The 25430-nt window shown below is 41.9% G+C and carries 19 protein-coding genes and 1 riboswitch; of the genes, 10 read left to right on the top strand and 9 right to left on the bottom strand.

The genetic code is table 11. The features are described 5' to 3' along the window. The coding region (locus G563_RS0116025) for a methylmalonyl-CoA mutase family protein (protein ID WP_028666207.1) at nucleotides 1-2388 on the top strand (2388 nt) is incomplete at its 5' end. 197 nt (nucleotides 2389-2585) lie between these two features. On the opposite strand, the gene metH is transcribed toward G563_RS0116025, so the two are convergent. From metH to G563_RS0116005, 4 genes are all read right to left on the bottom strand, one after another. After that, entirely contained in the window at nucleotides 2586-6395 is a 3810-nt protein-coding gene (gene metH, locus G563_RS0116020) for a methionine synthase (protein ID WP_028665714.1), read from the bottom strand. Nucleotides 6396-6704: 309 nt separating this feature from the next. Then, nucleotides 6705-7343 (bottom strand): porin family protein, encoded by a 639-nt coding sequence (locus G563_RS0116015; protein ID WP_028665713.1) that lies wholly within the window; start codon nucleotides 7341-7343, stop codon nucleotides 6705-6707. A gap of 40 nt (nucleotides 7344-7383) precedes the next feature. Beyond that, complete coding sequence (locus G563_RS0116010) at nucleotides 7384-7860, bottom strand: hypothetical protein (protein ID WP_028665712.1); 477 nt, start codon at nucleotides 7858-7860, stop codon at nucleotides 7384-7386. Between the two features lie 64 nt (nucleotides 7861-7924). Beyond that, nucleotides 7925-8665, bottom strand: a complete 741-nt coding sequence (locus G563_RS0116005) for a YiaD family glycine zipper/OmpA-like lipoprotein (protein ID WP_028665711.1) — start codon at nucleotides 8663-8665, stop codon at nucleotides 7925-7927. A 287-nt stretch (nucleotides 8666-8952) separates the two neighbouring features. Here G563_RS0116005 and G563_RS0116000 point away from each other — a divergent pair, with 287 nt between their 5' ends. Beyond that, nucleotides 8953-9414, top strand: coding sequence for an Lrp/AsnC family transcriptional regulator (locus G563_RS0116000; protein WP_028666206.1), 462 nt, complete (start codon nucleotides 8953-8955; stop codon nucleotides 9412-9414). A 291-nt stretch (nucleotides 9415-9705) separates the two neighbouring features. On the opposite strand, the gene G563_RS0115995 is transcribed toward G563_RS0116000, so the two are convergent. Continuing rightward, a complete protein-coding gene (locus tag G563_RS0115995) occupies nucleotides 9706-10341 on the bottom strand; it encodes an REP-associated tyrosine transposase (RefSeq protein WP_028666205.1) in 636 nt (211 codons plus the stop codon). A 424-nt stretch (nucleotides 10342-10765) separates the two neighbouring features. Between G563_RS0115995 and G563_RS0115990 the strand changes: the two genes are divergently transcribed. The 6 genes from G563_RS0115990 (at nucleotide 10766) to G563_RS0115965 (ending at nucleotide 18510) form a co-directional block, all read left to right on the top strand. Continuing rightward, complete coding sequence (locus G563_RS0115990) at nucleotides 10766-11365, top strand: DinB family protein (RefSeq protein ID WP_028666204.1); 600 nt, start codon at nucleotides 10766-10768, stop codon at nucleotides 11363-11365. 188 nt (nucleotides 11366-11553) lie between these two features. Continuing rightward, the gene (locus G563_RS0115985) at nucleotides 11554-12000 is read left to right on the top strand and encodes an ester cyclase (protein WP_028666203.1); all 447 of its coding nucleotides are present in this window, start codon (nucleotides 11554-11556) and stop codon (nucleotides 11998-12000) included. Nucleotides 12001-12084: 84 nt separating this feature from the next. After that, nucleotides 12085-12900 (top strand): helix-turn-helix transcriptional regulator, encoded by an 816-nt coding sequence (locus G563_RS0115980; RefSeq protein ID WP_028666202.1) that lies wholly within the window; start codon nucleotides 12085-12087, stop codon nucleotides 12898-12900. Nucleotides 12901-12981: 81 nt separating this feature from the next. Further along, entirely contained in the window at nucleotides 12982-14580 is a 1599-nt protein-coding gene (locus G563_RS0115975) for an NAD(P)/FAD-dependent oxidoreductase (protein ID WP_037327132.1), read from the top strand. 137 nt (nucleotides 14581-14717) lie between these two features. Further along, nucleotides 14718-15338: an NUDIX hydrolase gene (locus tag G563_RS0115970; RefSeq protein WP_028666200.1), complete on the top strand. Its 621-nt coding sequence runs from the start codon at nucleotides 14718-14720 to the stop codon at nucleotides 15336-15338. A 217-nt stretch (nucleotides 15339-15555) separates the two neighbouring features. Continuing rightward, on the top strand, nucleotides 15556-18510 hold the full coding sequence (locus tag G563_RS0115965) for a glycosyltransferase family 117 protein (protein ID WP_028666199.1): 2955 nt from the start codon (nucleotides 15556-15558) through the stop codon (nucleotides 18508-18510). Between the two features lie 74 nt (nucleotides 18511-18584). Here G563_RS0115965 and G563_RS0115960 read toward each other — a convergent pair whose 3' ends face one another. After that, on the bottom strand, nucleotides 18585-18968 hold the full coding sequence (locus G563_RS0115960; RefSeq protein ID WP_028666198.1) for a DUF423 domain-containing protein: 384 nt from the start codon (nucleotides 18966-18968) through the stop codon (nucleotides 18585-18587). 278 nt (nucleotides 18969-19246) lie between these two features. On the opposite strand from G563_RS0115960, the gene G563_RS0115955 reads away from it, so the two are divergent. Continuing rightward, entirely contained in the window at nucleotides 19247-20296 is a 1050-nt protein-coding gene (locus G563_RS0115955) for a glycosyltransferase family 9 protein (protein WP_028666197.1), read from the top strand. Between the two features lie 102 nt (nucleotides 20297-20398). Next, the gene (gene dnaB, locus G563_RS0115950) at nucleotides 20399-22027 is read left to right on the top strand and encodes a replicative DNA helicase (RefSeq protein WP_028666196.1); all 1629 of its coding nucleotides are present in this window, start codon (nucleotides 20399-20401) and stop codon (nucleotides 22025-22027) included. A gap of 181 nt (nucleotides 22028-22208) precedes the next feature. On the opposite strand, the gene G563_RS0115945 is transcribed toward dnaB, so the two are convergent. The 3 genes from G563_RS0115945 to G563_RS0115935 all read right to left on the bottom strand — a co-directional run bounded on the left by G563_RS0115945 (nucleotide 22209) and on the right by G563_RS0115935 (nucleotide 25254). Continuing rightward, nucleotides 22209-22994 carry a DUF3108 domain-containing protein gene (locus G563_RS0115945; protein ID WP_028666195.1) on the bottom strand — a complete coding sequence of 262 codons (786 nt, stop codon included), beginning with the start codon at nucleotides 22992-22994 and terminating at the stop codon, nucleotides 22209-22211. Between the two features lie 144 nt (nucleotides 22995-23138). Beyond that, on the bottom strand, nucleotides 23139-24170 hold the full coding sequence (locus tag G563_RS0115940) for an aminopeptidase (RefSeq protein WP_028666194.1): 1032 nt from the start codon (nucleotides 24168-24170) through the stop codon (nucleotides 23139-23141). A 46-nt stretch (nucleotides 24171-24216) separates the two neighbouring features. Next, nucleotides 24217-25254 carry a homoserine O-acetyltransferase family protein gene (locus G563_RS0115935; protein WP_028666193.1) on the bottom strand — a complete coding sequence of 346 codons (1038 nt, stop codon included), beginning with the start codon at nucleotides 25252-25254 and terminating at the stop codon, nucleotides 24217-24219. Between the two features lie 28 nt (nucleotides 25255-25282). Continuing rightward, nucleotides 25283-25399: riboswitch (SAM riboswitch) on the bottom strand. Nucleotides 25400-25430 lie beyond the last annotated feature (31 nt).

Genomic DNA, 25430 nt, shown 5'->3' with positions numbered 1-25430 from the left:
ACGCAACTCGAAAAAATTGATATGCTCGACTATGCCGACCTCATCGCCATCAATAAGTTTGATAAACGTGGCTCACTTGATGCGTTGCGCGATGTAAAAAAACAATACCGCCGCAATCACCAACTTTGGGACGTGGCTGAAGAAGCTTTGCCAGTTTTTGGGACGATTGCGAGTCAATTCAACGATGCAGGTATGAATGCGCTCTATCTCAGGTTGGTGGAGGTGTTGGAGCAAAAGCAAGAAAACAAAGAATACTGGACAAAGGGGCAATTGTTTAATAAGCTTTCGGTCAAAAAAGGGAATTCACAATTAGGCCACACAAACAGTATAATGCCTCCCGAGAGAGTACGGTATTTGGCCGAAATTGTCGAAAATGCGCGGAATTATGAGCAATTTGTGAACGACCAAGCCGCTATTGCGCGTCAGTTATATCAGCTTGATGGTACAATTAAGACCTTGACTCAACTTCAGCTTTTGGACAATGCCGAAAGTCTTCGGGATATTTATCAAGAATTGGAAAGTCATCTGCATTTTGATTGTAAAAAATTGCTCGAAAATTGGCCCGAAACCGTCAAAAAATACCGTGCCGATAAGTATCAGTTCAAGGTGAGGGATAAAATCATTGAGCAAGATTTGTGGACGGAGACATTGTCGCACCTCAAAATTCCGAAGATTGCACTGCCTAAGTACAGCGATTGGGGAGATATTTTAAAGTGGGTACTGACTGAAAATGTACCTGGCGAGTTTCCTTTTACGGCGGGTGTTTTTCCGTTAAAGAGGGAAGGGGAAGACCCGACGCGGATGTTTGCAGGAGAAGGTGGTCCCGAACGTACCAATCGCCGTTTTCATTATTTGTCTAAACAAATGCCCGCTAAAAGGCTTTCGACAGCCTTTGATTCAGTAACACTCTACGGCGAAGACCCAGATTTTCGGCCCGATATTTATGGTAAAGTGGGTAACTCAGGCGTTAGTATTTGCAACCTCGACGATGCCAAAAAACTGTATAGTGGTTTTGATTTGTGCGACCCTTCTACTTCCGTTTCGATGACTATCAACGGCCCCGCGCCTATTGTGTTGGGGTTCTTTTTGAATGCTGCTATCGACCAGCAATGCGAAAAATGGCTACAAGCACAAAGCGATATTTGTTTTGAACCCAAAGTGACTTACAGTGGTACTTTGCCAGAAGGACACAATGGGCTAGGATTGGGGCTATTGGGCACTACGGGCGACCAAGTATTGCCTCTCGAAGTTTACCAAAAAATCAAAGCAGATACGCTTCGTCAGGTGCGAGGTACGGTACAAGCCGATATTCTGAAAGAAGACCAAGCGCAAAATACCTGTATCTTTTCGACTGAGTTTGCGCTTAAGCTCATGGGCGATATTCAGCAGTATTTTATTGATAATCAGGTGCGTAATTTTTATTCGGTTTCGATTTCGGGATACCATATTGCCGAAGCGGGTGCCAATCCGATTTCCCAATTAGCCTTTACGCTTTCTAATGGATTTACCTTTGTAGAATATTACCTCAGCCGAGGAATGCACATTGATGACTTTGCGCCAAATCTTTCTTTTTTCTTTTCCAACGGTATGGATCCCGAATACACGGTGCTGGGAAGAGTGGCAAGGCGTATTTGGGCCAAAGCTATGAAACACAAGTACAAAGGCAATGAGCGCAGTCAAAAACTAAAGTATCATATTCAGACTTCTGGGCGGAGCTTGCACGCCCAAGAGATTGCGTTTAATGACATCCGTACTACTTTGCAAGCCTTGTTGGCGATTTATGACAATTGTAATTCGCTCCATACCAACGCTTACGATGAAGCAATTACGACCCCGACCGAAGAGAGTGTCAGACGTGCGATGGCCATACAGTTGATTATCAATCGAGAATTTGGTCTTACCAAAAACGAAAATCCTTTGCAAGGAGCTTTTATCGTAGAAGAGTTGACCGATTTGGTAGAAGAGGCTGTCTATCAGGAATTTTTGAGTATTAGCGAACGTGGGGGCGTCTTGGGCGCGATGGAGCGTATGTATCAACGCAGCAAGATTCAGGAAGAATCGATGCATTATGAAATGCAAAAACATACGGGGGCATTGCCTATTATTGGGGTCAATACATTTTTGGATGAGCGTGGTTCGCCCACGATTTTACCGGCGGAGGTCATTCGCTCTACAGATGAGGAAAAGCAATATGCTGTAGCGTATCGGCAAGATTTTCAGACTCGCTACAAGGATGAAGCAATTGCTGCTCTTAATCAACTCAAAGAAGCGGCGCTTCAGAATACCAATCTTTTTGAATCACTCATGGAAGCTACCAAAGTATGTACCTTGGGACAAATCTCGGCGGCATTGTATGAGGTAGGAGGGCAGTATCGGAGAAATATGTAGTAAAAAAAATGCAAAAAACGCAAGCAGGGTTCGAGACAGAAAACGCAGGCAGGGGGTTCGAAACCCTGCCTGCGTTAGCTTTGGAACCCGTCCCCGTTGGCCATTTAATCATAATTCAACACAGGAGCTATGCAGCGTTTGGTGATAAAAACACAGAAAACGCAGGCAGGGGTCGAAACCCTGCCTGCGTTAGCCATTTAATCATAATTCAACACAGGAGCTAGCCAGCGTTCGGTGTCTTCGAGGCTCATGTTTTTACGGAGTGAATAGTCTTCGACTTGGTCTTTGGCGATTTTGCCAAGGGCAAAGTACCGAGAGGCAGGGTGCGCAAAATACCACCCACTCACTGAACTAGCAGGATACATCGCAAAGCTTTCGGTCAATTCAATTCCTACTTGAGCTTCCGCATCTAGGAGGTCAAACAACGTACGTTTTTCGGTATGGTCGGGGCAAGCAGGGTAGCCTGGTGCTGGACGAATACCTTGGTATTTTTCGGAAATCAATTCTTCATTGCTGAATGTTTCTTCTTGAGCATAGCCCCAAAACTCCTTACGGACACGTTCGTGCATCAGTTCTGTAAAAGCTTCGGCTAAGCGGTCGGCGACAGCTTTGAGCATGATGCTACTGTAGTCGTCATGGTCGGCTTCGTATTTTTCCAATAATGCTTCGATACCAATACCCGCAGTGACGGCAAAAGCGCCTATATAATCGGTACGTTTGGCCGAGGCTGGCATTATATAGTCAGAAAGGCACAAATTGGGAAGATTGGCCGCTTTTTGATTTTGTTGACGTAAGTTGTGTAGTACTGTTTGCGTGAGGCTAGAAGTCTCCAAGTCAAGATTTTTGACTCTAAAATCTTTTCGTTTGGCTTGGCCCTGCCCTGCAAAACTTACTTCCAATTCTTCAAACTCATGCAAAACAATATCATCTTCTACCGAATTGGCAGGATAAAAACCAATGACTGCGTTGGCTTTCAGAGATTTGTTTTTGATGATTTCGGCTAACATTGCTTTGGCATCATCGTACAATTTCTTAGCTTCTGCTCCTACAGTCGCATCCTCAAAAATCTTGGGGTATTTACCATGCAGCTGCCAAGTTTGGAAAAAAGGAGTCCAGTCTATGTATTTGGCAATGTCTTCGAGCGGGTAGTCATAGAAATACTTATTACCCAAAAACTTCGGTTTGGTAGGCTCAAAATTTTCCCAATCAATCTTAGTTTTGTTGGCTCTTGCTGCCTCCAATGTTACGGCTTCTTTCGCTTGTTGGCGTTTGGCGTGGTCCTCACGAAGTTTAGCGTATTCTTTTTTGATGTCAGTCAAAACGTCGGCGTAAGTCTGTTCATTTTGGGTCAATTTTCCAGCCACCGGTACCGCACGACTCGCATCCAACACATGGATAACGGGGCCGCTATAATGAGGGTCGATTTTTACGGCCGTATGAATCCGTGAAGTAGTAGCTCCTCCGATGAGTAATGGTAATTTAAAACCTTGGCGTTCCATTTCTTTGGCCACGCCTACCATTTCATCGAGTGAAGGCGTAATCAAACCCGATAGACCAATGATGTCCACGTTGTGTTCTTTGGCAGCAGCCAAAATTTTATCGGTAGGCACCATTACTCCTAAGTCAATGATTTCGTAGTTGTTGCAGCCAAGTACTACGCCCACTATATTTTTGCCGATGTCGTGTACGTCTCCTTTTACCGTAGCCATCAAGATTTTGCCAGCGGCGGCAGCGCCGCCAGCTTTTTCAGCTTCGATGAAAGGCGTAAGATAAGCTACCGCTTTTTTCATGACTCGGGCTGATTTTACTACTTGGGGCAAAAACATTTTTCCTTCCCCAAATAAGTCACCAACCACGTTCATACCATCCATAAGTGGGCCTTCAATCACATCAAGTGGGCGGCTCGACTGAGCACGAGCTTCTTCTACGTCTTCATCTATAAACTCAGTCAGTCCTTTGATGAGGGCATGTTCGAGGCGTTTGGAGACGGGTTGAGCGCGCCAAGCATTATCTACTACTTGTTCTTTACCTTTAGATTTTACGGTTTCGGCAAAGGCCAACATCCTTTCGGTAGCATCAGGGCGACGGTTGAGAATCAGATCTTCGCAATGTTCGAGCATATCTTTGGGGAGGTCGTCATAAACCCCCAACTGCCCTGCATTGACAATACCCATATCCATCCCTGCTTTGATAGCATAGTATAAAAATACCGTATGGATTGCCTCACGAACAAGCTCATTCCCTCTGAATGAAAAGGATACGTTTGAGACTCCTCCACTTACTTTGGCATAAGGCAAATGCTCTTTAATCCAACGAGTAGCGTTGATAAAATCAACAGCGTAGTTGTTGTGCTCTTCCATACCCGTACCTACGGTCAGGATATTGGGGTCAAAGATGATGTCTTGCGGAGGGAATCCTACTTTATTTACCAAAATCCAATAGGCGCGTTCGCAGATTTCGATACGGCGCTCATAATTGTCGGCTTGGCCTACTTCGTCAAAAGCCATCACTACGACCGATGCACCGTAGCGTTTTACTTTTTCGGCTTGTTGGATAAACTTCTCTTCTCCTTCTTTCAGTGAGATAGAATTGACGATGGCTTTGCCTTGCAAACATTTTAGACCCGCCTCAATCACCTCCCACTTAGACGAATCGACCATGAAAGGAACACGGGCAATATCAGGCTCGGCCATCAATAAATTGCAAAACTTCGTCATGGCTTGCACGCCGTCAATCATCCCTTCATCCATGTTGATGTCCAGAACTTGTGCTCCCGAATCTACCTGCTCGCGTGCTACTGCAATAGCGGCATCATAGTTGCCTTCGCGGACGAGGCGTGCAAATTTTTTGGAACCTGTCACATTACACCGCTCCCCAATATTGACAAAGTTGGTCTCCTTCGTGATTTTTAGGGGTTCTAGTCCTGATAGTTTTTGGACATGGTCGTTTTCGGGAATATCACGAGGTTCGTATTTGGCTGCTACGTCGGCAATGGCTTTGATATGGGGTGGGGTAGTACCGCAGCATCCGCCGATGATATTGATAAAACGATTTTTTAAGAAATCGTCAATAATCACCGCCATTTGTTCGGGACTTTGGTCATATTCGCCCATTTCGTTGGGTAAGCCTGCGTTGGGGTGAGCTGAGGTATAAAACGGCGCTTGATTGGCGAGAGTTTGAACATACGGGCGCATTAAGTCAGCACCAAGGGCGCAGTTGAGACCCACGGAGAGCAGGGGCATATGCGATACCGACGTCAAGAAAGCTTCTGTAGTCTGTCCTGAAAGCGTACGGCCAGAAGCATCCGTAATCGTTCCCGACACCATGATAGGCAATTGCGTTTTCGTAGTATTTATAGCTTGAGGCGTAAATGCTCCATTGATAGCCCGAATCGTTCCTTTTTTGACATCATCAAAGTACAAATCAATCGCGTACAAAGCGGCTTTGGCATTCAAAGTATCAAAAATGGTTTCGACCAATAATATATCCGAACCACCATCTACCAAGGCTTGCACTTGTTCATAATAAGCATCTACCAATTCATCAAAAGTAACGGCACGGTAGCCAGGGTCGTTTACATCGGGAGAAAGCGACGCGGTGCGGTTGGTAGGCCCAATCGACCCCGCTACAAAGCGTGGCTTATCGGGATTGGCAGCGATGTATTTATCACAAGCGTGACGGGCTAGCTGAGCCGATTCATAATTAAGCTCATATACCAAGTCTTCCATGTGATAATCGGCCATAGCGATAGTGGTACCACTAAAAGTATTGGTTTCGATAATGTCTGCCCCTGCTTCCAGATAAGCTTCATGAATTTCTTGAATCACATCGGGCCGCGTCAACGACAGCAGGTCATTGTTGCCTTTGAGTTCGTGGGGGAAATCTTTGAAACGTTCGCCTCTATAATCGGCATCGGTCAATTTATAACGCTGAATCATCGAACCCATCGCACCGTCGAGTACAAGGATTCGTGATTTGAGGATTTCTTGAATGTCTGGGTTTTGCATTTTTACAAATTATAATTTATTCAGGAACGAGGCCTATAACACAAACTCAAAAGTAGGCTTGTAGCGTCCACTTTAACAAGCTACAAATTTACACAGAAAGATACGGATAGCTTTTTTTTTAGATGAATATTCTATATATGAATATAAAAATAGATAATTTGTGCAAATAAATACGTATAAGAAGAAGGGTTAAACAAATGTGAGAGGTGACAATCAAAGAATATAGATATTTTGTCTAATAGAGTTATGCATAAAAAATCCCATTTGACTTACGCCAAACGGGATTGTATAGAGTAGTTGTAATGGAGGCTAAAACGTATACCCTATGCTTAGCTGAGCGGCAGAATTTTTGGCATTGTCTAGGAATACTTTGGCTGCGGTACTTGACGCTACGGGGCGTAGGCCATAGTTGTAGCGAGTAGCTAGCATTATTTTTCCAAAATAAATACTTAAACCAGCCGCAAGACCATAGTCAAAATTGTTGAAATTGTCGCGATTGAGTACGGTGGCGTTAAAGCCTGCGTCGCTTTTACTTTCGGTCGAAGCATTTACTAAAAAACCTCCGTAAAGCCCACCGTGAATATCAACAAAATTGCCAACCTTGAGCGTAGCTAATACAGGGATTTCAAAGTAATCCATTTTGAAGGTATTTTGTCCTCTAAATGTGCCATTGAGCAAATTGTACCGAGCAGTGACGCCTTTGGTAGAATATCCTACCTCAGGTTGTAAGTAAAGCATACCTTTGATAAGAGGTACTTGCGTAAAAAGACCCACATGAAATCCGTAGCGAGGATTACGGTCAGTCACGTCTTTGATATAAAGATTAGATACATTGAGTCCCCCTCTGATACCTGTACGGGCTGAAGCATCTTGCGCATAAGTCTTAAGATTGGCTTGAAAGAGTAAAGTACTTAATCCTAAAAAAAGATATATTGGGTTGAATTTCATGGCTTTATGATATTTTTAGTGAGTGGTTAGAAAAATTATATCAAAATATGTAGCGAATAGAAAGGGCGGCATCATCACCCCAGAAATTGTCAGCTACGTTGAAATTGAAGGTAGGTTTCCAGTCAATACTCAAATTGATAGGGATTTCGCGGAAGTTATATTCTAGCCCTAAGATACCATCTAGTCCTACTACGCTATTACGTTCTGGAAAAGGAGATGAGCCGCGTCTTCCTTCACCCCAAAAGTAAATATGAGCACCTGCACCGTAGTAAAAATTAAGACGATTGACATCAAAAGCGCGTGTATGACCTTCAATCAAACCCGTGAATCCAAGTCCTCTCCAGCGCGAGGAAATAATACCTTCGACAGCTACGCGAGGCTTGGTATAGTGCTTGATAGTGAGGCCATTGGTGCTCCCTGCTCTAAGACCAATACCTGTACGGTAATCTTGTGAGTAGGCAGCAGAAATAGATAGTAAAGAGACTAATGCGATGAGGAGTATGTTTAACTTTTTCATTGTTGTGGAGGGATTGTAGTGCTACAAAAAAATTATTAGTTTTCGTAGCACTGTTGATGATTGATTATCTAAGACTGATAGTGCCGTTTTGAGCGGCTTTTTTCATTTCTTCGCTGGCATAAAGACCAATTTCTACCCGGCGATTTTGTTGACGTCCTGTTTCGGTATTGTTGGAAGCGACAGGATTGGCTTCGCCTTGGCCAATGACTTTGAAACGACTAGTGGAAACTCCTTCTCCAATCAAAAAATTGGCAACGGCTTGAGCGCGTTTGTTGGACAAGTCTCTGTTAAAAGCTTCAGAACCTACGTTGTCGGTGTGTCCTTCTACAAGAAGCTCAGTCTTTTGTTCGTCTTTGAGGGTATTGGCCATTTTTCGGAGACTTTCTTGGGTTTCGGGACGTAGTGATGAAGAGCCGAAATCAAACAAAAGGGCGTTGTCGAAAGTAAGCTTTACACCTTCTCCTACGCGTTCTACTCTTGCAGTTTTACCTAAATCTTCTTTTAGCCTTTCAGCTTGCTTGTCCATACGTTGACCTATTATTGCCCCAGCGGCACCACCTACAGTAGCACCTATAATGGCTCCAATCGCGGTATTTTTGTTGTTTTTGCCAATAATTCCTCCTACGATAGCTCCAGCACCTACCCCAATCAAAGCTCCTTTTTGAGATCTTTTGAGCTTTGTTTTATCGGTTTTGGTAGTTGTATTTTTTTTCTTAGTTGACTGTTGAGAAAATGCAACCTCAGGGGCAGAGGTGGCTATCAAAGTGACATAACCTAAAACTATATACTTGGTTAGCGTCTTCATAATTTTTTGAAATTTGATTTATTAAGAAATACTAAAAAAGCATACCTTGTGGATTTGTGTATTTTGTAATTATTTGACAATTAGTGCATTATGCTTTTTGGTGTTGTGGTTTAGGTAAAGTGAAAAATTTTTTGTGTGGAAAATTTTGCTCGAATTGGGGTGGTGGTATTAAGTTGTGAAGGCGTTTTTGTTGATTTGTTTAATATTTTGACATTTTTTAGATAAAAATTCAAATATTATTACCTTTATAAAGATTTTATATCTTATAAACCATATAATAAGTCTATATGATAAAGTTGGATATTACGGATAAAGGGATTTTACGCTATCTGCAACAAAACGCACTTTTGACGACTAAAGAGCTTGCGGCGCAACTAAATTTGTCATACACTCCTGTATATGAGAGGGTTCGCAAATTGGAGCGGGAAGGAGTTATAAAGAAATATGTGGCATTGGTTGATAGAGAAGGCATTGGCAAAAATTTAGTCGCTTTTTGTAATGTTTCTTTGAAGGAGCATAGTCGGGCCAATGGTGAGAAGTTTGTGTCGGCCGTTATGACGTTTGAAGAGGTAATGGAGTGTTATAATATTTCGGGAGAATATGATTTTATGCTAAAAGTAGTGGTAAATGATATGCCCGAATACCAACGATTTCTGATGGAAAAATTAGGGGCTTTGGATAGTATTGGGAATACGCATAGCATTTTTGTGATGAGCGAAATCAAACACGAGACAGCCCTCAAAGTATAATCCCTGTAGCACGGACGTCCCGTCCGTCTTTCCAATACCAATATATTATCGTTATGAACGGGACGTCGTCTTTCCAATACCAATATATTATTGTTACGGACGGGACGTCGTCTTTCCAATACCAATATATTATCGTTATGAACGGGACGTCGTCTTTCCAAGACTAATATATTATTGTTACGGACGGGACGTCCATCTTGTCAATACCAATATATTATTGTTACGGACGGGACGTCGTCTTTTCAATACCAAATCTCTATATTGTTACGGACGGGACGTCCGTGCTACAGGTTATTCAAAGTATTTGGGGTTTAAATAAGAAAAAGGGTACTCTTCCCAGTTGTTGATAAGGCCTGCTTTAACGGGATTTGCTAAAATGTACTTATTGATATTATACAATTCTTGACCATTACGTACGACGTGGTCATAGCTTTCTTCTTGCCAAAAAGTCCCCGTTCGATTCAATAGTTTGTTGGCTAACTTAGCAGTATAACTTTTGAGACTGTGCATGATTCTGTAGAGAGGCTTATTGTATTCATAAGTATCAACAACCAGATGAAAATGATTGGGCATGATGGTATAACAAACGAGTTCGTAAGATTTCTTATCCCAAAAATGTAATGCTTCAATAACAATGCGGGCAATTTCCGGCTGCTTGAGCCATTGGGGATCATTGGGGTTTTGGTCTAAGTACTTATCCCATTTGGCAAAATGACGTTTGTGTAGATTTCGTACCGCAATTTTCCTTTCTTCTTCGCTTTTAGAATTAGCTAAAATATCTCTATAAGCTTGTTCTTTTTCTTCTCTTAATCGTTCCAATGCTTCTTTGGGAAGGCTTCCGTGTAGCCGTGTCGTAACAAAAAAAGTTCCGTCTTTGGGTTGGAAATGAGGAAGGTATCGATAATACTCCGGTTTGAATTGTTTCATGTGTTCAGGAGGTTAAATCACTGATTACAAGACGGAGTAGGTGAGAGTAAGTCACTTTTGTGAAAATTTTTAAAGAGAAATTGTAGGTTAGATTGCTTACGGAGGAAGGTTAGATTATTCACTTAGGATAGATAAATTATTCACGGAGGGGAGTTTAGATAAATTATTCACGGAGGGGAGTTTGGATAAATTATTCACGGAGGAGAGTTTGGATAAATTATCCACGGAGGAGAGTTTAGATAAATTATTCACGGAGGAGAGTTTAGATAAATTATTCAGGGAGGGGAGTTTAGATAAATTATTCACGGACGGGAGTTTAGATAAATTATTCACGGACGGGTCGTCCGTGCTACAGAATGTCGCATTTTTACAATGTTTGTCTTTGATATGGGTCTAATTTTGTCAGTATAAACTATAATATTTTATGGAACCTAAGTTGCTATTTTTCTTGTGTTTTGTATTGCTTTGGAAAGGGGCAAATGCCCAAAAGTCGTGGTCTATTGAGGAAAAGAATTTATTGGTAAAACAATACATCCGTACAAAATCGGAAGTTAATTCTGAAACTGCTAGTTTGACCTCTGCTCAGTGGAGTTTTAAAGAAGGGCCTGATAAATGGAGTATTGCGCAAGTGATTGAACACTTGAATATGTGGTCACTTTTGACTCAGCATGATGCTCGGTATGTGATTATGCTGGGCGAAAATCCAGAGTTGTCGAATATGGTTGCTTCTGATAGCGTAAATACTTCCTTTATTTATGAAACAAATCCACATGTATCTCCTGATCATACAATCCCAATGGGGCTAGTTAAAGATGAGGCTAATCTGAAAATTTTCAATAGCAAATATGACGAAATTATTATGGCGATTGAAAAATCAAAGTTGAATTTTAGAAAGTTTGTTAGACCAGGTATTAATGGGAGACATCGGGATTTGGCTCAGATTTATATCGTCCACTATGGGCATGTGGATAGACACTTGAGACAGATTAGAAGAATTAAGGCTAATCCTAGTTTTCCTAAGTGACTCATTCATTTCTAAAATACGAGGTGCTTTTATTTTATCCTTACGGAGGGGAGTTTTGTTTAATTTTTACTATTTTATCCTTACGGACGGGAGTTTTATTTGATTTAACTACTTTATCCTTACGGACGGAGCTTTTGTTTAATTTATACTACTTTATCCTTACGGACGGGACGTCCGTACCACAAACAATGGAAACTACAAAAATATCATCGTCGATTGCTGAATTGACTAGAAAAGGTACGTGTGTAGAATTTTTTTCTGCTTATCAAGAACTTGACACAAATCGCATGGTTAGTCTTGCTACCCCTGACGCTACTGTATGGTTCGAACCGCTGGGAGAAGGCGGAAAAGGTCTATTTAAAGAGTTTGGTAAGGCTGTTTGGGAATTGTTGATGGATTGTTTTCCTGATATCGACAATACCATAGATAGTATGTACGCCGAAGGAGATTCAATCATTTGTAAGGTTGTAATTTTTGGAACCCAAGAAAAAGAGTTTATGGGACTTCCAAGCAAAGGTTTGAAGTTTAATAGTGAGCATATTTTTGTGTTCAAATTTGACGAAAACGACAAAATTACCTCTCTTACTATCGATTGGAATCACGAGAGTTTTGTAGCTCAACTTAGTGGCAATTAAATATCCTAAACCGTTTGCTAAATTTAATCAGGGATATTTTGTATGTTTTTTAATAAATAAGTACTTTCGGTAAAATTGGAATGTATGTTTTACCGGAAGTACGTCCCTGCGCCCCATTTGAGGCAATATGTTGAATGTTTTTATGTGTGGGAGTGTAGTAAAATTCTCACCACACAGCTACCTATTGAATCTCCTCCCAATGGGTTTGCTTCTATGGTTTTTAATTATGGAAATCCTTACCGAGTAGTTTCCCAAAAACTTAATGGAAGCATTGCCCCTAAAACTTTTCTGACTGGGCAGGCCACAAAAAGTTATCAGCTTCATTTATCAGGTAAGATAGGTATGGTCGGGATTGTGTTTCGGCCTGCGGGTTTATGTAGTTTGTTTGGCTTACCTATGTACGAATTTTCGGATGAGCGTATCAATCTACGGGATGTATTGGGAAAGAATATTGATGAATTGTATGATAAAATAGAAGAAGCTGCTTCACCCAACGAACGTATAGTATTGCTCGAACAATTTCTGAATTTTCAGTTTCTTCGTAAAAACCCTACTCCTGATGCCATAGACTATGCCGCAAATTTGATTGTGGATGAAAAAGGAATTTTCAATATCAATGAATTGATAGATGAAGTGTGTATGAGTAGGAGACAACTTGAGCGTAAATTCTTGCAAAAAGTAGGCGTAAGCCCTAAATATTATGCGCGTATTCGTCGTGTCAGCTTCCTATGCAATGTATTGGCACAACAAGAATGGCAGATTAAAGATTGGCAAGATTTGATTTATCAAAGTGGCTACTATGATCAATCTCACTTCATTAAAGAGTTTACGGAGTTTATAGGTAAAAATCCTTCCTTTTACGTGAAAAACAACATTGAGTTGGCGAAGTATTTGAAATAGTACTATATTTTTCTCCTAAAGCGGCTATTTGACTTCTATTTTGACGTATTTTTGCGCTATTAAAGGCTAAATCCCTTTCTGATGCACCAAATACTCCAACTTACTCTGCCGCCCCAAACGGCCCTAGATGATGCCGCTTTGCGGCAGTATATAATCCAGCACCTCCGCATCGCTGATGACCACGAACTACTGGTTCGGAAAATAAAACAGTCGATAGACGCTCGTTCTAAGCAAGTAAAAGTGAGCCTTCAAGCGGAGGTTTTTGTGGGGGAGCCGCCTACTCCTGTGATTTCTTATCAAAAAGACTATCCCAATGTTTCTCAAAAGTCGGCAGTCATTATAGTAGGGGCTGGCCCTGCGGGTTTGTTTGCGGCTTTACGTGCGGTGGAGTTGGGCTTTAAGCCTATTGTTTTGGAACGTGGTAAGGATGTACGTAAACGCCGTCGTGACTTGGCAGCTATCAACAAAGACCATCTCGTAGACCCTGATTCAAATTATTGTTTTGGAGAAGGAGGGGCAGGTACTTATTCGGACGGGAAGCTTTACACACGCTCTAGCAAAAGAGGAGACGTAAGGCGTATTCTCGAAATTATGGTAGCCCACGGTGCTACCGAACAAATTTTGTATGATGCTCACCCGCATATAGGTACCAACAAACTTCCTCCGCTTATTGCAGATATGCGTGCGAGCATATTGAATGCAGGAGGAGAAATATATTTTGAAACCAGGGTTCAGGATTTTATTTTTAGTAACCAAAAAGTATTGGAACCTCCTTTCGAAAAAGAAATAAGAGGAGTGGTGACTTCCGAGGGGCGTGAGTTTGTAGGTATAGGGGTAATTTTGGCAACGGGGCATTCGGCACGTGATATTTTTGAATTGTGTCAGTCGAGAGAAGTATTGATTGAAAACAAACCTTTTGCCATAGGTGTAAGAATCGAGCATCAACAACAGCTGATAGATTCACTTCAGTACCATTGTAGTGATAGAGGGGCCTATTTGCCCGCCGCATCCTATAGCTTGGTAACTCAGACCTATCATCAAAATGTACAAAGAGGGGTATTTTCGTTTTGTATGTGTCCGGGAGGTTTTATTGTACCTTCCGCAACCGCCCCTGGAGAGTTGGTTGTCAATGGTATGTCGCCTTCAAGGCGCGATTCTCGTTTTGCCAATTCTGGTATGGTGGTCAGTATTGAGGCCGTTGATACGAAGCCGTTTGAGAAATTTGGAGCTTTAGCAGGTTTAGAACTTCAGAAAAAAATTGAGCAACGCGCAAGCATGTTAGTGGGGGGGCGTCAAACAGCACCGGCCCAACGGGTACTGGATTTTGTAAAAAGAAAAAACTCACCCGAATTGTTAGAAACGTCTTATCAACCAGGGCTTCAATCAATGGATTTGCGAGAATACTTGCCTGAGCATATCGCCGAACCCCTTCGCCAAGGGTTACAAGATTTTGGGAAAAAGATGCAGGGGTATGTTTCAAACGAGGCGCAGTTGATTGGAGTAGAGAGCCGTACGTCTTCTCCAGTGCGTATTCCGCGTGATAAAAATACGGCAGAACACTTGACTGTCAGGCGATTGTATCCTTGTGGGGAAGGAGCTGGATATGCGGGGGGAATTATGTCGGCGGCTTTGGATGGTACTTTTGTGATCGAGCAGCTTTTGAAGCAATATCAAAGTTAGACATATAGACAACCCTCATTACTATGTGCGATAATAGCAAACGTTAGATAAATTGTTGTAAAAAAAATGGTTAGTTTAGAAACTAACAGCTACTTTAGCTTCAAAGACCCTTAACAATTAGTTCATATACCAAACGGATGCTTTTTAGCGAATTTATTGATATTGTCCAAGTTCAACTTCAGAAGCCGCTTCCCGGGCTAGAAGCCCATCTTAAAATGGCTTCAGCGTCGAGGTTGCGATTAAAAATGCAGCCAAATGAAAAAACACGCCGCTCGGCAGTTTTGATTTTGTTTTATCCTTTTCGGCAAGAAATATACCTTCCCCTCATATTACGCCCTAAATACGACGGTGTTCATGCTGGACAAATGGCCTTTCCGGGAGGGCGTTATGAGAAAACCGACGAAAACCTTATTCGGACGGCGCTTCGTGAAGCTCAAGAAGAAATAGGCATCAAAGCTGCGGATGTTAAAGTGTTGGGAACCTTAACGGAGCTTTTTATTCCTCCTAGCAATTTTTTTGTTTTACCAGTGATAGGCAAGCTAGCCTATAAACCTGATTTTTATCCAGACCCGCGAGAAGTAGAAGCGATAGTTGAGGTATCGCTAGAGGAGTTGAAGGATGAAAAGATCATTGGAGCTACGCAGCTGGAAGTCCGTGGAATGACGGTGGATGCTCCTTTTTATGATATTCAAGGTCACAAAGTATGGGGTGCTACTGCCATGATGATAAGCGAATTGCTGACAGTTCTCCGAAATTAAAATCTCTTTTAACAACTTTTAAGAGCTTTCTTCCTTACCCTTTAGGTCGAATTTGCTATTTTTGGCACGCCTTTGGTTACGTTGGATTGTTGAATATAGATTGTAGCCAATGTTTTAGTGAGGGCATTGGGGCATTTTCACTTCTGTCTTTTGCAATTTTATACTCAACAATTTAGGAATAACACCAACCCAAAATCGAAAATATATCATCTCTAAAATGTCAAAATTCAATCGAATTAACAACATCACCGGCTGGCTCGTATTTGCAGTAGCGCTGGTAACTTATGTGCTTACTGTGGAGCGTACCGCTAGTTTTTGGGACTGCGGCGAATTTATCGCCTGCGCTTATAAACTACAAGTACCCCACCCACCTGGTGCTCCTTTATTTCTTTTGATAGGTCGGATGTTTTCGTTGCTCTCTTTTGGAGATGTGACCAAAGTGGCCTATTGGATCAATATGGTTTCGGTAGTATCAAGTGCTTTTACAATCTTGTTCCTATTCTGGACAATCTCCCTTTTAGCCCGCAAAATCATTGGTAAGAAAGACGATGAGCTTACGCAAGGAGAGACTTTTGCGGTATTAGGTGCTGGGATTGTAGGTGCTTTGGCATATACTTTCTCCGACTCTTTTTGGTTTTCGGCGGTTGAAGCAGAAGTATATGGACTTTCGTCGTTTTTTACTGCCATTGTGATTTGGGCCGTATTCAAATGGGAGCGCATCGAAGACGAAGCGGCTGCCAATCGTTGGCTTATTTTTACCTTCTATTTGGTAGGGCTTTCGATAGGTGTTCACTTACTCAATCTTGTCACGATACCTGCATTAGCATTGGTTTATTATTTCAAAAAATACAAACAACCTACGCTTTGGGGCGGAGTTGCTGCTTTTTTTGGAGGATTGGTTGTATTGGCAATTATCAATTCTGGGGTAATTGTATGGCTCCCTTCAATGGCCGGTAAGTTTGAAATCTTTTTTGTAAATACCTTAGGTGCGCCCTATTCGATGGGTATTTTATTTTTCCTAGTTTTATTTATTGGGGCGCTAGTATGGGGAATCATATATACTGCGAAAAAAGAAAAAGTGCTTTGGAACACGGCTCTTTTGGCTTTTGCTTTTGTGGTAATTGGCTATTCTTCTTATTTCTTAGTATTGGTGCGTTCAAATTTCAACCCTCCTATCAACGAAAACGACCCTAGCGATGTCATCAGCTATGTGTCTTACCTCAAACGGGAGCAGTATGGTAGTCGTCCGTTGTTGTTTGGACCTGTGTTTACGGCACGTCCTGTAAGTTCAGAAAAAGGAGAACCGATGTATCGCAAAGCCAATGGGCGTTATGTGATTGCAGATTATCGCCCTGAGTATGTATACGAGAAAAACCAACAAATGCTATTTCCACGGGTGCACAGCAATCAGATGAATCACCCTCAGCTGTACCGTGAAAAACTAGGCTTAGCAGAAGGGCAAAAACCTTCTATGCGCGACAACCTTTCGTTTTTCTTCTCTCACCAATTAGGCCATATGTATTGGCGCTATTTCTTGTGGAATTTTGTGGGTCGTGAAAGTGATGAAGAAGGTGCAGGTGGTTTGCGTCCTTGGGAAACTTCTGCGGGATTGCCTGCCCCAATGGCCAACAATCCTGGACGTGACAATTATTATATGATTCCATTTTTACTGGGTCTTTTGGGGATACTTGGTCAAGCTTTCCGTCGTAAAAATGATTTACTCGTTACGGGTCTATTATTTATGATGATGGGTATAGCACTGGTAGTTTACCTCAACTCCCCTCCTGTAGAGCCTCGTGAGCGGGATTATATTTATGTAGGTTCGTTTTACATCTTTGCTTTCTGGATTGGATTGGGAGTGGTGTTTATCTATGATTTCTTATCAAAGGTTCTTCCTCCGGCTAGTACGCGTGCAGGTTTGGCTACAGTACTTGGTTTGGCGGCACCTATCCTGATGGGAGCCAAAGGGTGGGACAATCACGATAGAAGTAATCGATACCACTCAGTCGATTTTGCCAAAAACCTCCTCAATTCTTGCGCGCCAAACGCGATTCTGTTTACGGGTGGAGACAACGATACCTTCCCCTTATGGTACGTGCAGGAGGTCGAAGGCTTCCGTACCGATGTACGAGTATGTAACTTAAGTTTATTAGGAACAGATTGGTACATTGGCCAGATGAAACGTAAAACGTATGAGTCTGACCCACTGCCGATTTCGTTGGATTATGCCAATTTTGCCGCTGGCAAAAACGACATTGTACCTTTTTATGAAATGCCAGCTGTAAAAAATGGTATCAATCTTAAAGAGTATATTGCATTGGTAAAACAAAACAATGCGGCGATTCAAGTTCCTCTTACCAGCGGCGAAATGACCAGTATTTTGCCTTCTTCGGTGCTAGTGCTGGGGATTAACTCTGATGAAGTGACAAAAATGAAGATTCTTAAGCCTGAGCTATCTTCGTTTGTAAAAGATACTATGCAGTGGACTATCGGTAAGCGTGACCTCTATAAGTCAGATTTAATCATGCTTGATATGATTGCAACTAATGACTGGAAACGCCCGATTTACTTCTCAGGAACCCTTACCAACGACAATTACTTGAACCTGAAAGAGTTTATGCAACTCGAAGGTTATGCGTATCGATTGCTTCCTGTACGTGTGCCAGGGGCTACAGACGGCTATGTCAATACGGATGTAATGGCTAACAACCTCATGAAGAAAACCTTCTGGCGCGAGTTGGATAATCCAAATACGTACTACGATGGTACTTACAAAGGTTCGCCTGCGTTTTCGGCGCGTATTGCTTTCATGAGGCTCGTGGATCAGCTCATTCGGGAAGGTAAAAATGACAAAGCCAAAGAAGCCTTAAATTTTATTTTGGCAAAAATGCCTGATAAGACTATCCCTTATGATCAGATATCCGCAAACTACGTCAATTATCTTTTTATCTTGGGCGAAAACAAAAAAGCGATTGAGATTGCGACGGTGATGGGCGCGCGGGCTGAAGAAATGTTGAAGTACAATGTTCAGCATCATGTAAATAATGATACTAACATACAGCTTTATGTTTTGCAAACCCTCTCCAATGCGTGCAGAGAAGGCAAACAAGAAGCAATGGCGAAAAAATACGAAACACTTCTACAGCAATATATGACTGTGTTGGGAGGATAGTCGATTGAAAAGAAATAAAAAAAGGGTAGTGAGACAATCTCGCTACCCTTTTTTTATTTTAAACATAGCTAAATTTATGATTTGGTAGCCCCCAAAAAAAGCAACAGCCAGCCTACAATCATCAATGTACCTCCGATAGGAGCCACTGCCCCGAAGGCTTTGATACCCGTAAAACAAATGGTATATAACGCCCCCGAAAAAATAATAACGCCTCCGAGCGTGGCATAGCCGGCCCAATTGTACCACTTGGCTGCCGACACAGAAGCATTTTGAAGTAAAATGCTAATCAGAATCAAGGCTAAGGCATGATAAAATTGATACTTAACGGCGGTTTCGAAAGTGTCAAATCGTCCTGAAGCTTCGAGTGAAGGCTTGAGCGCATGGGCGCCAAAAGCACCCAGAGCAACCCCCAATAATCCTAAAATAGCACCTGCTTGAAGAAAAAGTTTATTTGTCATGATGATGATTACTTGGTTAAAAACCCTAGAAAACTCAAAAATAGGCACTTTCGTCCATACCCTATTAGCCTGTGGGTAGAATAATTTGTGATAGGAAATCATACCTTTAAAAAACTAATAACAATAATAAAGAGAGATGAACATACCCAAAAAAGGTTTTTAACCTAATTTTGTAAAATTGAAAGTGTTGAAATGAAAGAAGTGTAGGAAATTCATTTTTCTTTTTTTGTCGATTCGTTCTAACAAACTTACCAAAACTTAGATTTACCTGTTTTAAGATGAGTGTTGCTACAACCATTGCACTTTGGAAACATCGTTATCGGAAATATTCATACATAGCCAAAGAATGTTTAGGAGCGGTGGGGGAGATAATCCGTTTTTTGTTACTTAAAATCTCATTTTTGGGGAGACGTAAGCTGATAACAATCATCCGCACCGAACATTTTGGTGATATTGTAGCGGCTGAGCCGCTTGCTAGACAAATAAGAGAGATTCATCCCAAAGATTATATAGTGTGGATGGTAAAGCCGGTATTTAAAGAACTTGTAGTGCACCACCCTGCAGTGGACGAGGCTTGGGCGCAGCCTTCTGTTTTAAGGAGATTGGTGCTATGTAAATCGGGGGTTTTTGATAAAATTTATAACCTCGAATTTTGGCAAAGTAACTTCGATTTGGTCAGTGGCCAAGTGCACAAAAATGAAGTTGCAGCTCAAAAAGACATCACGGTTTTTAATTATTTTGAAAAGGGTAATTTGCTCACTATTTTTCAGTTGTGTGCTGATTTGCCAATCCGAGATGATGCTCCTCGCCTCATAATTTCGAAGGCAGATGAAGAAAAAATAAAATCCTTAGGACTCCCTCACAACCTAGTGGTGATTCATTGTAGTTCTAACTATCCCGCCAAAGACTGGTCAGTTGAGAACTGGCAAAAACTGGTAGATTGGTTGATTAACGAAAGAGGATACTATGTAGCTCAAATTGGTCTTACGGCTATAAAGCTGACCGAAAACCCTAAATATTTAGATTTGTGTGGTAAGTTTACGATTCTTCAAACCGCCGAGATTATTAAACATGCTACTTATTTTATTGGGATAGACAGTGGGCCGGCGCATTTGGCCAATGCCGTAGGGACGTTTGGAGTATTGCTTTTTGGTAAGCTCAACAATTTTGGCCATTATATGCCCTACTCTGGAACGTATCAGAATGGGAAGAATGCTGTTATCATTTCAGACACAAATAAAACGTGTGCTGAACTCGACTATCAAATAGTACAGACGCAGCTCGAAACATTAATGACCGGAAGTCAGAAAAAAACGCTCAGTATGTAGTATATTTGTTATCAGATAGTTATCTGTTGAGGTTGATTTTTGTTGCACAAGACATTTTCAGAATCCTAAAAATAGGCGTATCATTGTGGTTGATTTTAACACATGGAAAACGACAAATCCCATAATTTTTTAAAAAAGAATCTTCCTGGAGGTTCGGCCCGCCCCAATTCTAGCAATCGTTGGCTAGACAATGGAGGAGCTTCTATGGGAAAACTCCCCCCTCAAGCGATTGAGTTGGAAGAGGCGGTTTTGGGGGCATTGATGATTGAAAAAGATGCACTCAACTCAGTCATTGATATTTTGAAGGCCGAGAGTTTTTATAAGGAATCGCATCAGCGAATCTACAATGCTATCATTACGCTTTTTACCAATTCTGAGCCCATTGACTTGCTCACCGTCACCAATCAGCTACGGCAGCTGGGTGAGTTAGAAATGGTAGGTGGAGCGCAGTATGTCACTACCCTGACCACTAAAATCAACTCGGCAGCTAACATCGAATATCACGCACGCGTAGTGGCGCAGTCGGCCATGAAGCGCGAAATGATATCTGTAGCTTCCAAAATTTTGCAAGATGCTTTTGAAGATACTACTGATGTCTTTACACTTTTAGATACGGTAGAACAGTCCCTTTTTAAAATTTCGGAATCAAATATCCGTAAAAACTACGCGGATATGAGTGCCATCATGACGGAGGCCTTGCGAGAATTGGAACGCCGACGTGAACAAAAAGACGGTTTAACAGGCGTACCCTCTGGATTTACCCAGCTCGACCGCCTTACTTCCGGATGGCAGCCTACTGAGCTTATCATTTTGGCCGCACGACCTGCCATGGGAAAAACGGCCTTTGTCGTTTCGTCTTTGCGCAATGCTGCCGTTGATTTTGGTATGCCCGTGGCGATATTTTCGCTAGAGATGTCGGCGGTGCAGCTCGTAAATCGGATGATTTCGGCAGAAGCCGAATTGGATAGTGAGAAACTTAAAAAAGGAAACCTTGCCCCTCACGAATGGACGCAGCTTCATCAGCGTATCGACCGCTTGATGCGAGCTCCTATTTATATTGATGATACACCCGCTTTATCAATTTTGGAGTTGAGAGCCAAGTGCCGTCGCCTAAAGCAGCAACACGACATTCAGATGATTGTGATTGATTACTTGCAGCTAATGCAAGGTGACGGGGGTAAAGGTGGAGGAAACCGCGAACAAGAAATCGCCTCGATTTCGAGAGCCCTCAAAAATCTCGCAAAAGAACTAAATGTGCCCGTAATTGCCCTTTCGCAGCTAAGTCGTGCGGTAGAAACTCGTGGTGGTGACAAGCGTCCTCAACTTTCAGATTTGAGGGAGTCGGGTTCTATTGAGCAAGATGCCGATATGGTGGCGTTTTTGTATCGTCCTGAATACTATGGCTTTACACAAGATGATGCTGGAAATTCGGTGCAGGGTGTAGGCGAAGTGATTATTGCTAAAAACCGAAGCGGCTCGCTAGATACTATTCAATTGAGATTTATTGGAAAATATACCAAATTTGCTGATTTGGACGGGTATTATTCTCCAAACCCTTCTACTACACCGAGTGGCGCAAACACAGCTACTTTTGGGAATGATGCCAAAATGCCTCCCTCTTCTTCTTTTGATACTTCTCCACCCGTAGGTGGAACATTCAAAAGTAAAGCGAATGACTTAGGAGGTATGCATTTCCCACCGCCTAATCCTTCTGAGGAGCCGCCTTTTTAAAAACTATTCACTCTGAATGTTTTGTGTAAATGATTTGTTTTGTGATAACAAGTCATATAAGGAAAGCTATTATCGCATTAAAATAATGTGTCTTAATCTTAAAACATTCAACGAATCCTTTAGAGAATGGGCTGCTAAAGATGAAGATTCACGATTTTGGTGGATTGCTTCTTTACCGGAATCAGTACCAATCGAAGGTGTTGCGGACTCCTCTGAAAGACTTCACTTCCATCACCAAAGCGCCAACCCAGAGGTCGACCTCCACTTTGATAGGGACTTTGTTGGCGTCGTCGGAGACCCAAATACGGATTGAGTTTTCGCCCTTGAAAAGCTGATTGTTGGGCATAATGGGCGTTAGTTTAAGCGCTTTTATTTTGCCAAACTTCGTTTTTACATTGTCTTTGCCTCGGTATTTGACTTTTAGTTTATAAACTTCATTCTCAAAAAAAGTAGGCACATCAATTACATCATTGGGCTGTAGCTTATTAAAATCTACGGTTCGGAGATAAAAATACCCACTGATTGCATCTTGAATATGATCCGGTACATCAAATTTCTTCGTGCCATTTTCGTCGGTGACGGTGGCGTCGTCGGTGGCATGATTAAAAGTTGTCGTTTCTACTTTTCGATAATTGTTTTCTCGTATATTCCGATAAAACTTTTGGGATACAATCGCCGAGGTATCCATCCATGATTGCCATTCGTCTCTCACTTTGGCAAACCAGCTAAATGCTCCTAAAGTGGTACCTACAATATTGATTTTATAACACGGGCGCCCATTTACGTACTGTATTTGCGGACTGACATCCACTACTGCATCAGCCGCATTGAAAATACCGTAATGAACACGATACTCAAAATGCTCTCCTGTACCAAAACTCGTTTGTGAAACACGTCGGTAAGAGTCTTTGGTGTGAAAGGCTGACAATAACAATACTATGAAGACGATGGCAAAACGTCGTAGCATACTTACTTTTTATTTGTTGTCAAGGCAGTGATTCCGTAATATATACGATTTATAATCAATATTCCGATACTTTTAACTTGGCGAAAGTTCTGTTTTTACTTTTAAAAATACAAGAAAAAAAGGTCAGAAGTTCAAATAACTCCCTCAAAATGAGGTAGGATACTTTGCTTTTAAATGAGAAAGATATTTGCGAAAGTCGCCTTTAAACTGCGTTTGAAATTCTTTTTGAAACTGATTTTGTTGGGAATGATACGTCAGATATCCAATGAAAAACGCATTGTTGGGGAGTTTCTTGCTACGCCACGGGTATTTTTTGCCAATTATTCCTCCCAACAAAGTATCCGAACTAATGACTATGTGCTTGATAGTAGCCATTTTGAGGGTATCTTTTTGGGCGGTGGTCAATGAAGAAGGAAAGTTTTTGTACAGACTATCAAGTTGATGCGCTCCTCTTACGATATGCTGGCTTAGGGCGTCGTTATATTGTTTCCTAAATTCATATTTTTCAAGTTGCGGAGAGTTTTTGCCGTACTTCGCTGTTAGAAATCGTACTGCACCATAATCTCCTACAAAACTTGCCAAATTTTCGTTGAGTTCGAGGTTGTCTTTCACAAATAGTGTGCCGTGGGTCATTTCGTGGATGATAAGATTGGCTAAGCTACCTTCTCCACGATATAGCATAGAAGATAAAATAGGATCCTTAAAAAAACCTAGCGTACTCCACGCTGACACCTCGTTGATTTGGGTGTCAAATCCTTGGTCGATAAATGCTTTTTCTTCGGTTTGAGCACGAGCATTATCAAAAAAACCTTTGTAGGCAAATGTGCCGATGACAGGGAAGCGCCATTCTTTGGGTTTCATTTGAAATCTTTCACAAGCGGTAAGTACCCACAAAATAGGCTTGCCATTTTGGTTATAAAATGTAGTATAACTTTCTGAAGAATCTAGCCCTAAAGAGTCTATCGCAAATTGTTTGATTTCGCCGATGAGTTGGAGGCGTTGTTTGAGAGAGTCGGGTAGGGTAGGGTCTTGGAGTACTTCTGTGACAGGTTTGGTATTCCACAAAATCTGAATTTGTCCTTTGGCTTGCATATATCCATAACTGACCAAGTCGCGGTAAAAAATACCGACTGCAATCAACATTAATAGAATACCTAACAAGATTTTTCGAACCATATCGACTGCTAAGTTTCAGAAAAAAGGGTGATACTTTATGCCCTTTTTATTTAGCTACTTGAAAATTTTGTTTTGTTTCCCAGGAGGTTAGAATTTGCTTCAATTGCTTGTATTCAATCAAAAAACCGTCGTGCCCATAAAGCGAATCGATTTCTTGATATTCGGCGTCAGGGATGTGTTTGGTCAAAAACTTTTGCTCGCTAGGCTGGAATAAAATATCTGAACTAATCCCAATCACAAGCGTATGTGCTTTGATTTGGGATAAGGCATGTACTACGCTAGGGCGGTTGCGGCCCACATTGTGTAAATCCATCATCCTCGACAGGCTCCAGTACGAAAAAGCATTGAAGCGATTGGCGAGCTTGTCGCCTTGGTATTGTTGATAGGTAGCCGCCCGAAAATTTTCGGTTTGTTCGTTGCTATCCCTAGCTTGGGTAAAATCGTAGGTATCGTAGTTGCGATACGAAAGCAACGCAATAGAACGGGCCACTTTCATACCCTCTATACCCGCATCAGGGCGTGCTTCTTTCCAAGTAGGGTCGGCTTTGATAGCCATCCTTTGAGACTCGTTGAAAGCGATACCCCAAGGTGAGTGCAGCGCATTGGTGGCAATCAATACAAGATTTTTGATTAAGTCGGGTTTCATAATTGCCCATTCGAGGGCTTGTTGTCCGCCCAACGACCCTCCCACAAGCGTATGAATTTGGGTAATTCCCAATTCCTCGCGGAGTAGTTCGAAGGCGGCGATATTATCACGTATCGAAATCTCAGGAAAAGTCTGAAAGTAAGATGTGCCTGTTTGAGGGTTGATACTCAGGGCATTGGTGGAGCCATAATGCGACCCAATGACATTGGCACAGATGATAAACCAATCTTTAGGGTCGTAATGAAGTCCGGGTCCCACCAGACCATCCCACCAATCGACGGGGTCGGAGCTGCCCGTGAGAGCATGGCAAATCCAGAGAATATTGCTGCTATCGGCATTGCGAGTGCCGTGCGTCGTATAGGCCAATTGAAAGCCTGCCAATTCGCCTCCTAACTCCAAGGAGAAAGTATAGGGGTATTTGAAAATAGAGAATGCCAACTTAGAAAAATCTTAACATGAGTGTTTGGATTCATATTCCCTAGTCATTTACTGCTAGGTAGGAATTAGCACCTTATTTTGTGTATGATAAAACAGGTTGCCAGAGGTTCGCGGAGCCTATTCTCTCCCCTCTTCTTTATAAATCAATCGCTGTGCGAATGAGAAGCAACTGACTT

It is taken from the genome of Runella zeae DSM 19591, from assembly GCF_000423565.1.
Classification (GTDB): Bacteria; Bacteroidota; Bacteroidia; order Cytophagales; family Spirosomataceae; genus Runella; species Runella zeae.
This window is presented reverse-complemented; position numbering and strand designations above follow the sequence as displayed.

Coding starts and splice junctions, on each gene's coding strand:
- metH (WP_028665714.1), bottom strand. CDS start 6,395: ATGCAAAACCCAGACATTCAAGAAATCCTCAAATCACGAATCCTTGTA.
- G563_RS0116015 (WP_028665713.1), bottom strand. CDS start 7,343: ATGAAATTCAACCCAATATATCTTTTTTTAGGATTAAGTACTTTACTC.
- G563_RS0116010 (WP_028665712.1), bottom strand. CDS start 7,860: ATGAAAAAGTTAAACATACTCCTCATCGCATTAGTCTCTTTACTATCT.
- G563_RS0116005 (WP_028665711.1), bottom strand. CDS start 8,665: ATGAAGACGCTAACCAAGTATATAGTTTTAGGTTATGTCACTTTGATA.
- G563_RS0116000 (WP_028666206.1), top strand. CDS start 8,953: ATGATAAAGTTGGATATTACGGATAAAGGGATTTTACGCTATCTGCAA.
- G563_RS0115995 (WP_028666205.1), bottom strand. CDS start 10,341: ATGAAACAATTCAAACCGGAGTATTATCGATACCTTCCTCATTTCCAA.
- G563_RS0115990 (WP_028666204.1), top strand. CDS start 10,766: ATGGAACCTAAGTTGCTATTTTTCTTGTGTTTTGTATTGCTTTGGAAA.
- G563_RS0115985 (WP_028666203.1), top strand. CDS start 11,554: ATGGAAACTACAAAAATATCATCGTCGATTGCTGAATTGACTAGAAAA.
- G563_RS0115980 (WP_028666202.1), top strand. CDS start 12,085: ATGTTTTACCGGAAGTACGTCCCTGCGCCCCATTTGAGGCAATATGTT.
- G563_RS0115975 (WP_037327132.1), top strand. CDS start 12,982: ATGCACCAAATACTCCAACTTACTCTGCCGCCCCAAACGGCCCTAGAT.
- G563_RS0115970 (WP_028666200.1), top strand. CDS start 14,718: ATGCTTTTTAGCGAATTTATTGATATTGTCCAAGTTCAACTTCAGAAG.
- G563_RS0115965 (WP_028666199.1), top strand. CDS start 15,556: ATGTCAAAATTCAATCGAATTAACAACATCACCGGCTGGCTCGTATTT.
- G563_RS0115960 (WP_028666198.1), bottom strand. CDS start 18,968: ATGACAAATAAACTTTTTCTTCAAGCAGGTGCTATTTTAGGATTATTG.
- G563_RS0115955 (WP_028666197.1), top strand. CDS start 19,247: ATGAGTGTTGCTACAACCATTGCACTTTGGAAACATCGTTATCGGAAA.
- dnaB (WP_028666196.1), top strand. CDS start 20,399: ATGGAAAACGACAAATCCCATAATTTTTTAAAAAAGAATCTTCCTGGA.
- G563_RS0115945 (WP_028666195.1), bottom strand. CDS start 22,994: ATGCTACGACGTTTTGCCATCGTCTTCATAGTATTGTTATTGTCAGCC.
- G563_RS0115940 (WP_028666194.1), bottom strand. CDS start 24,170: ATGGTTCGAAAAATCTTGTTAGGTATTCTATTAATGTTGATTGCAGTC.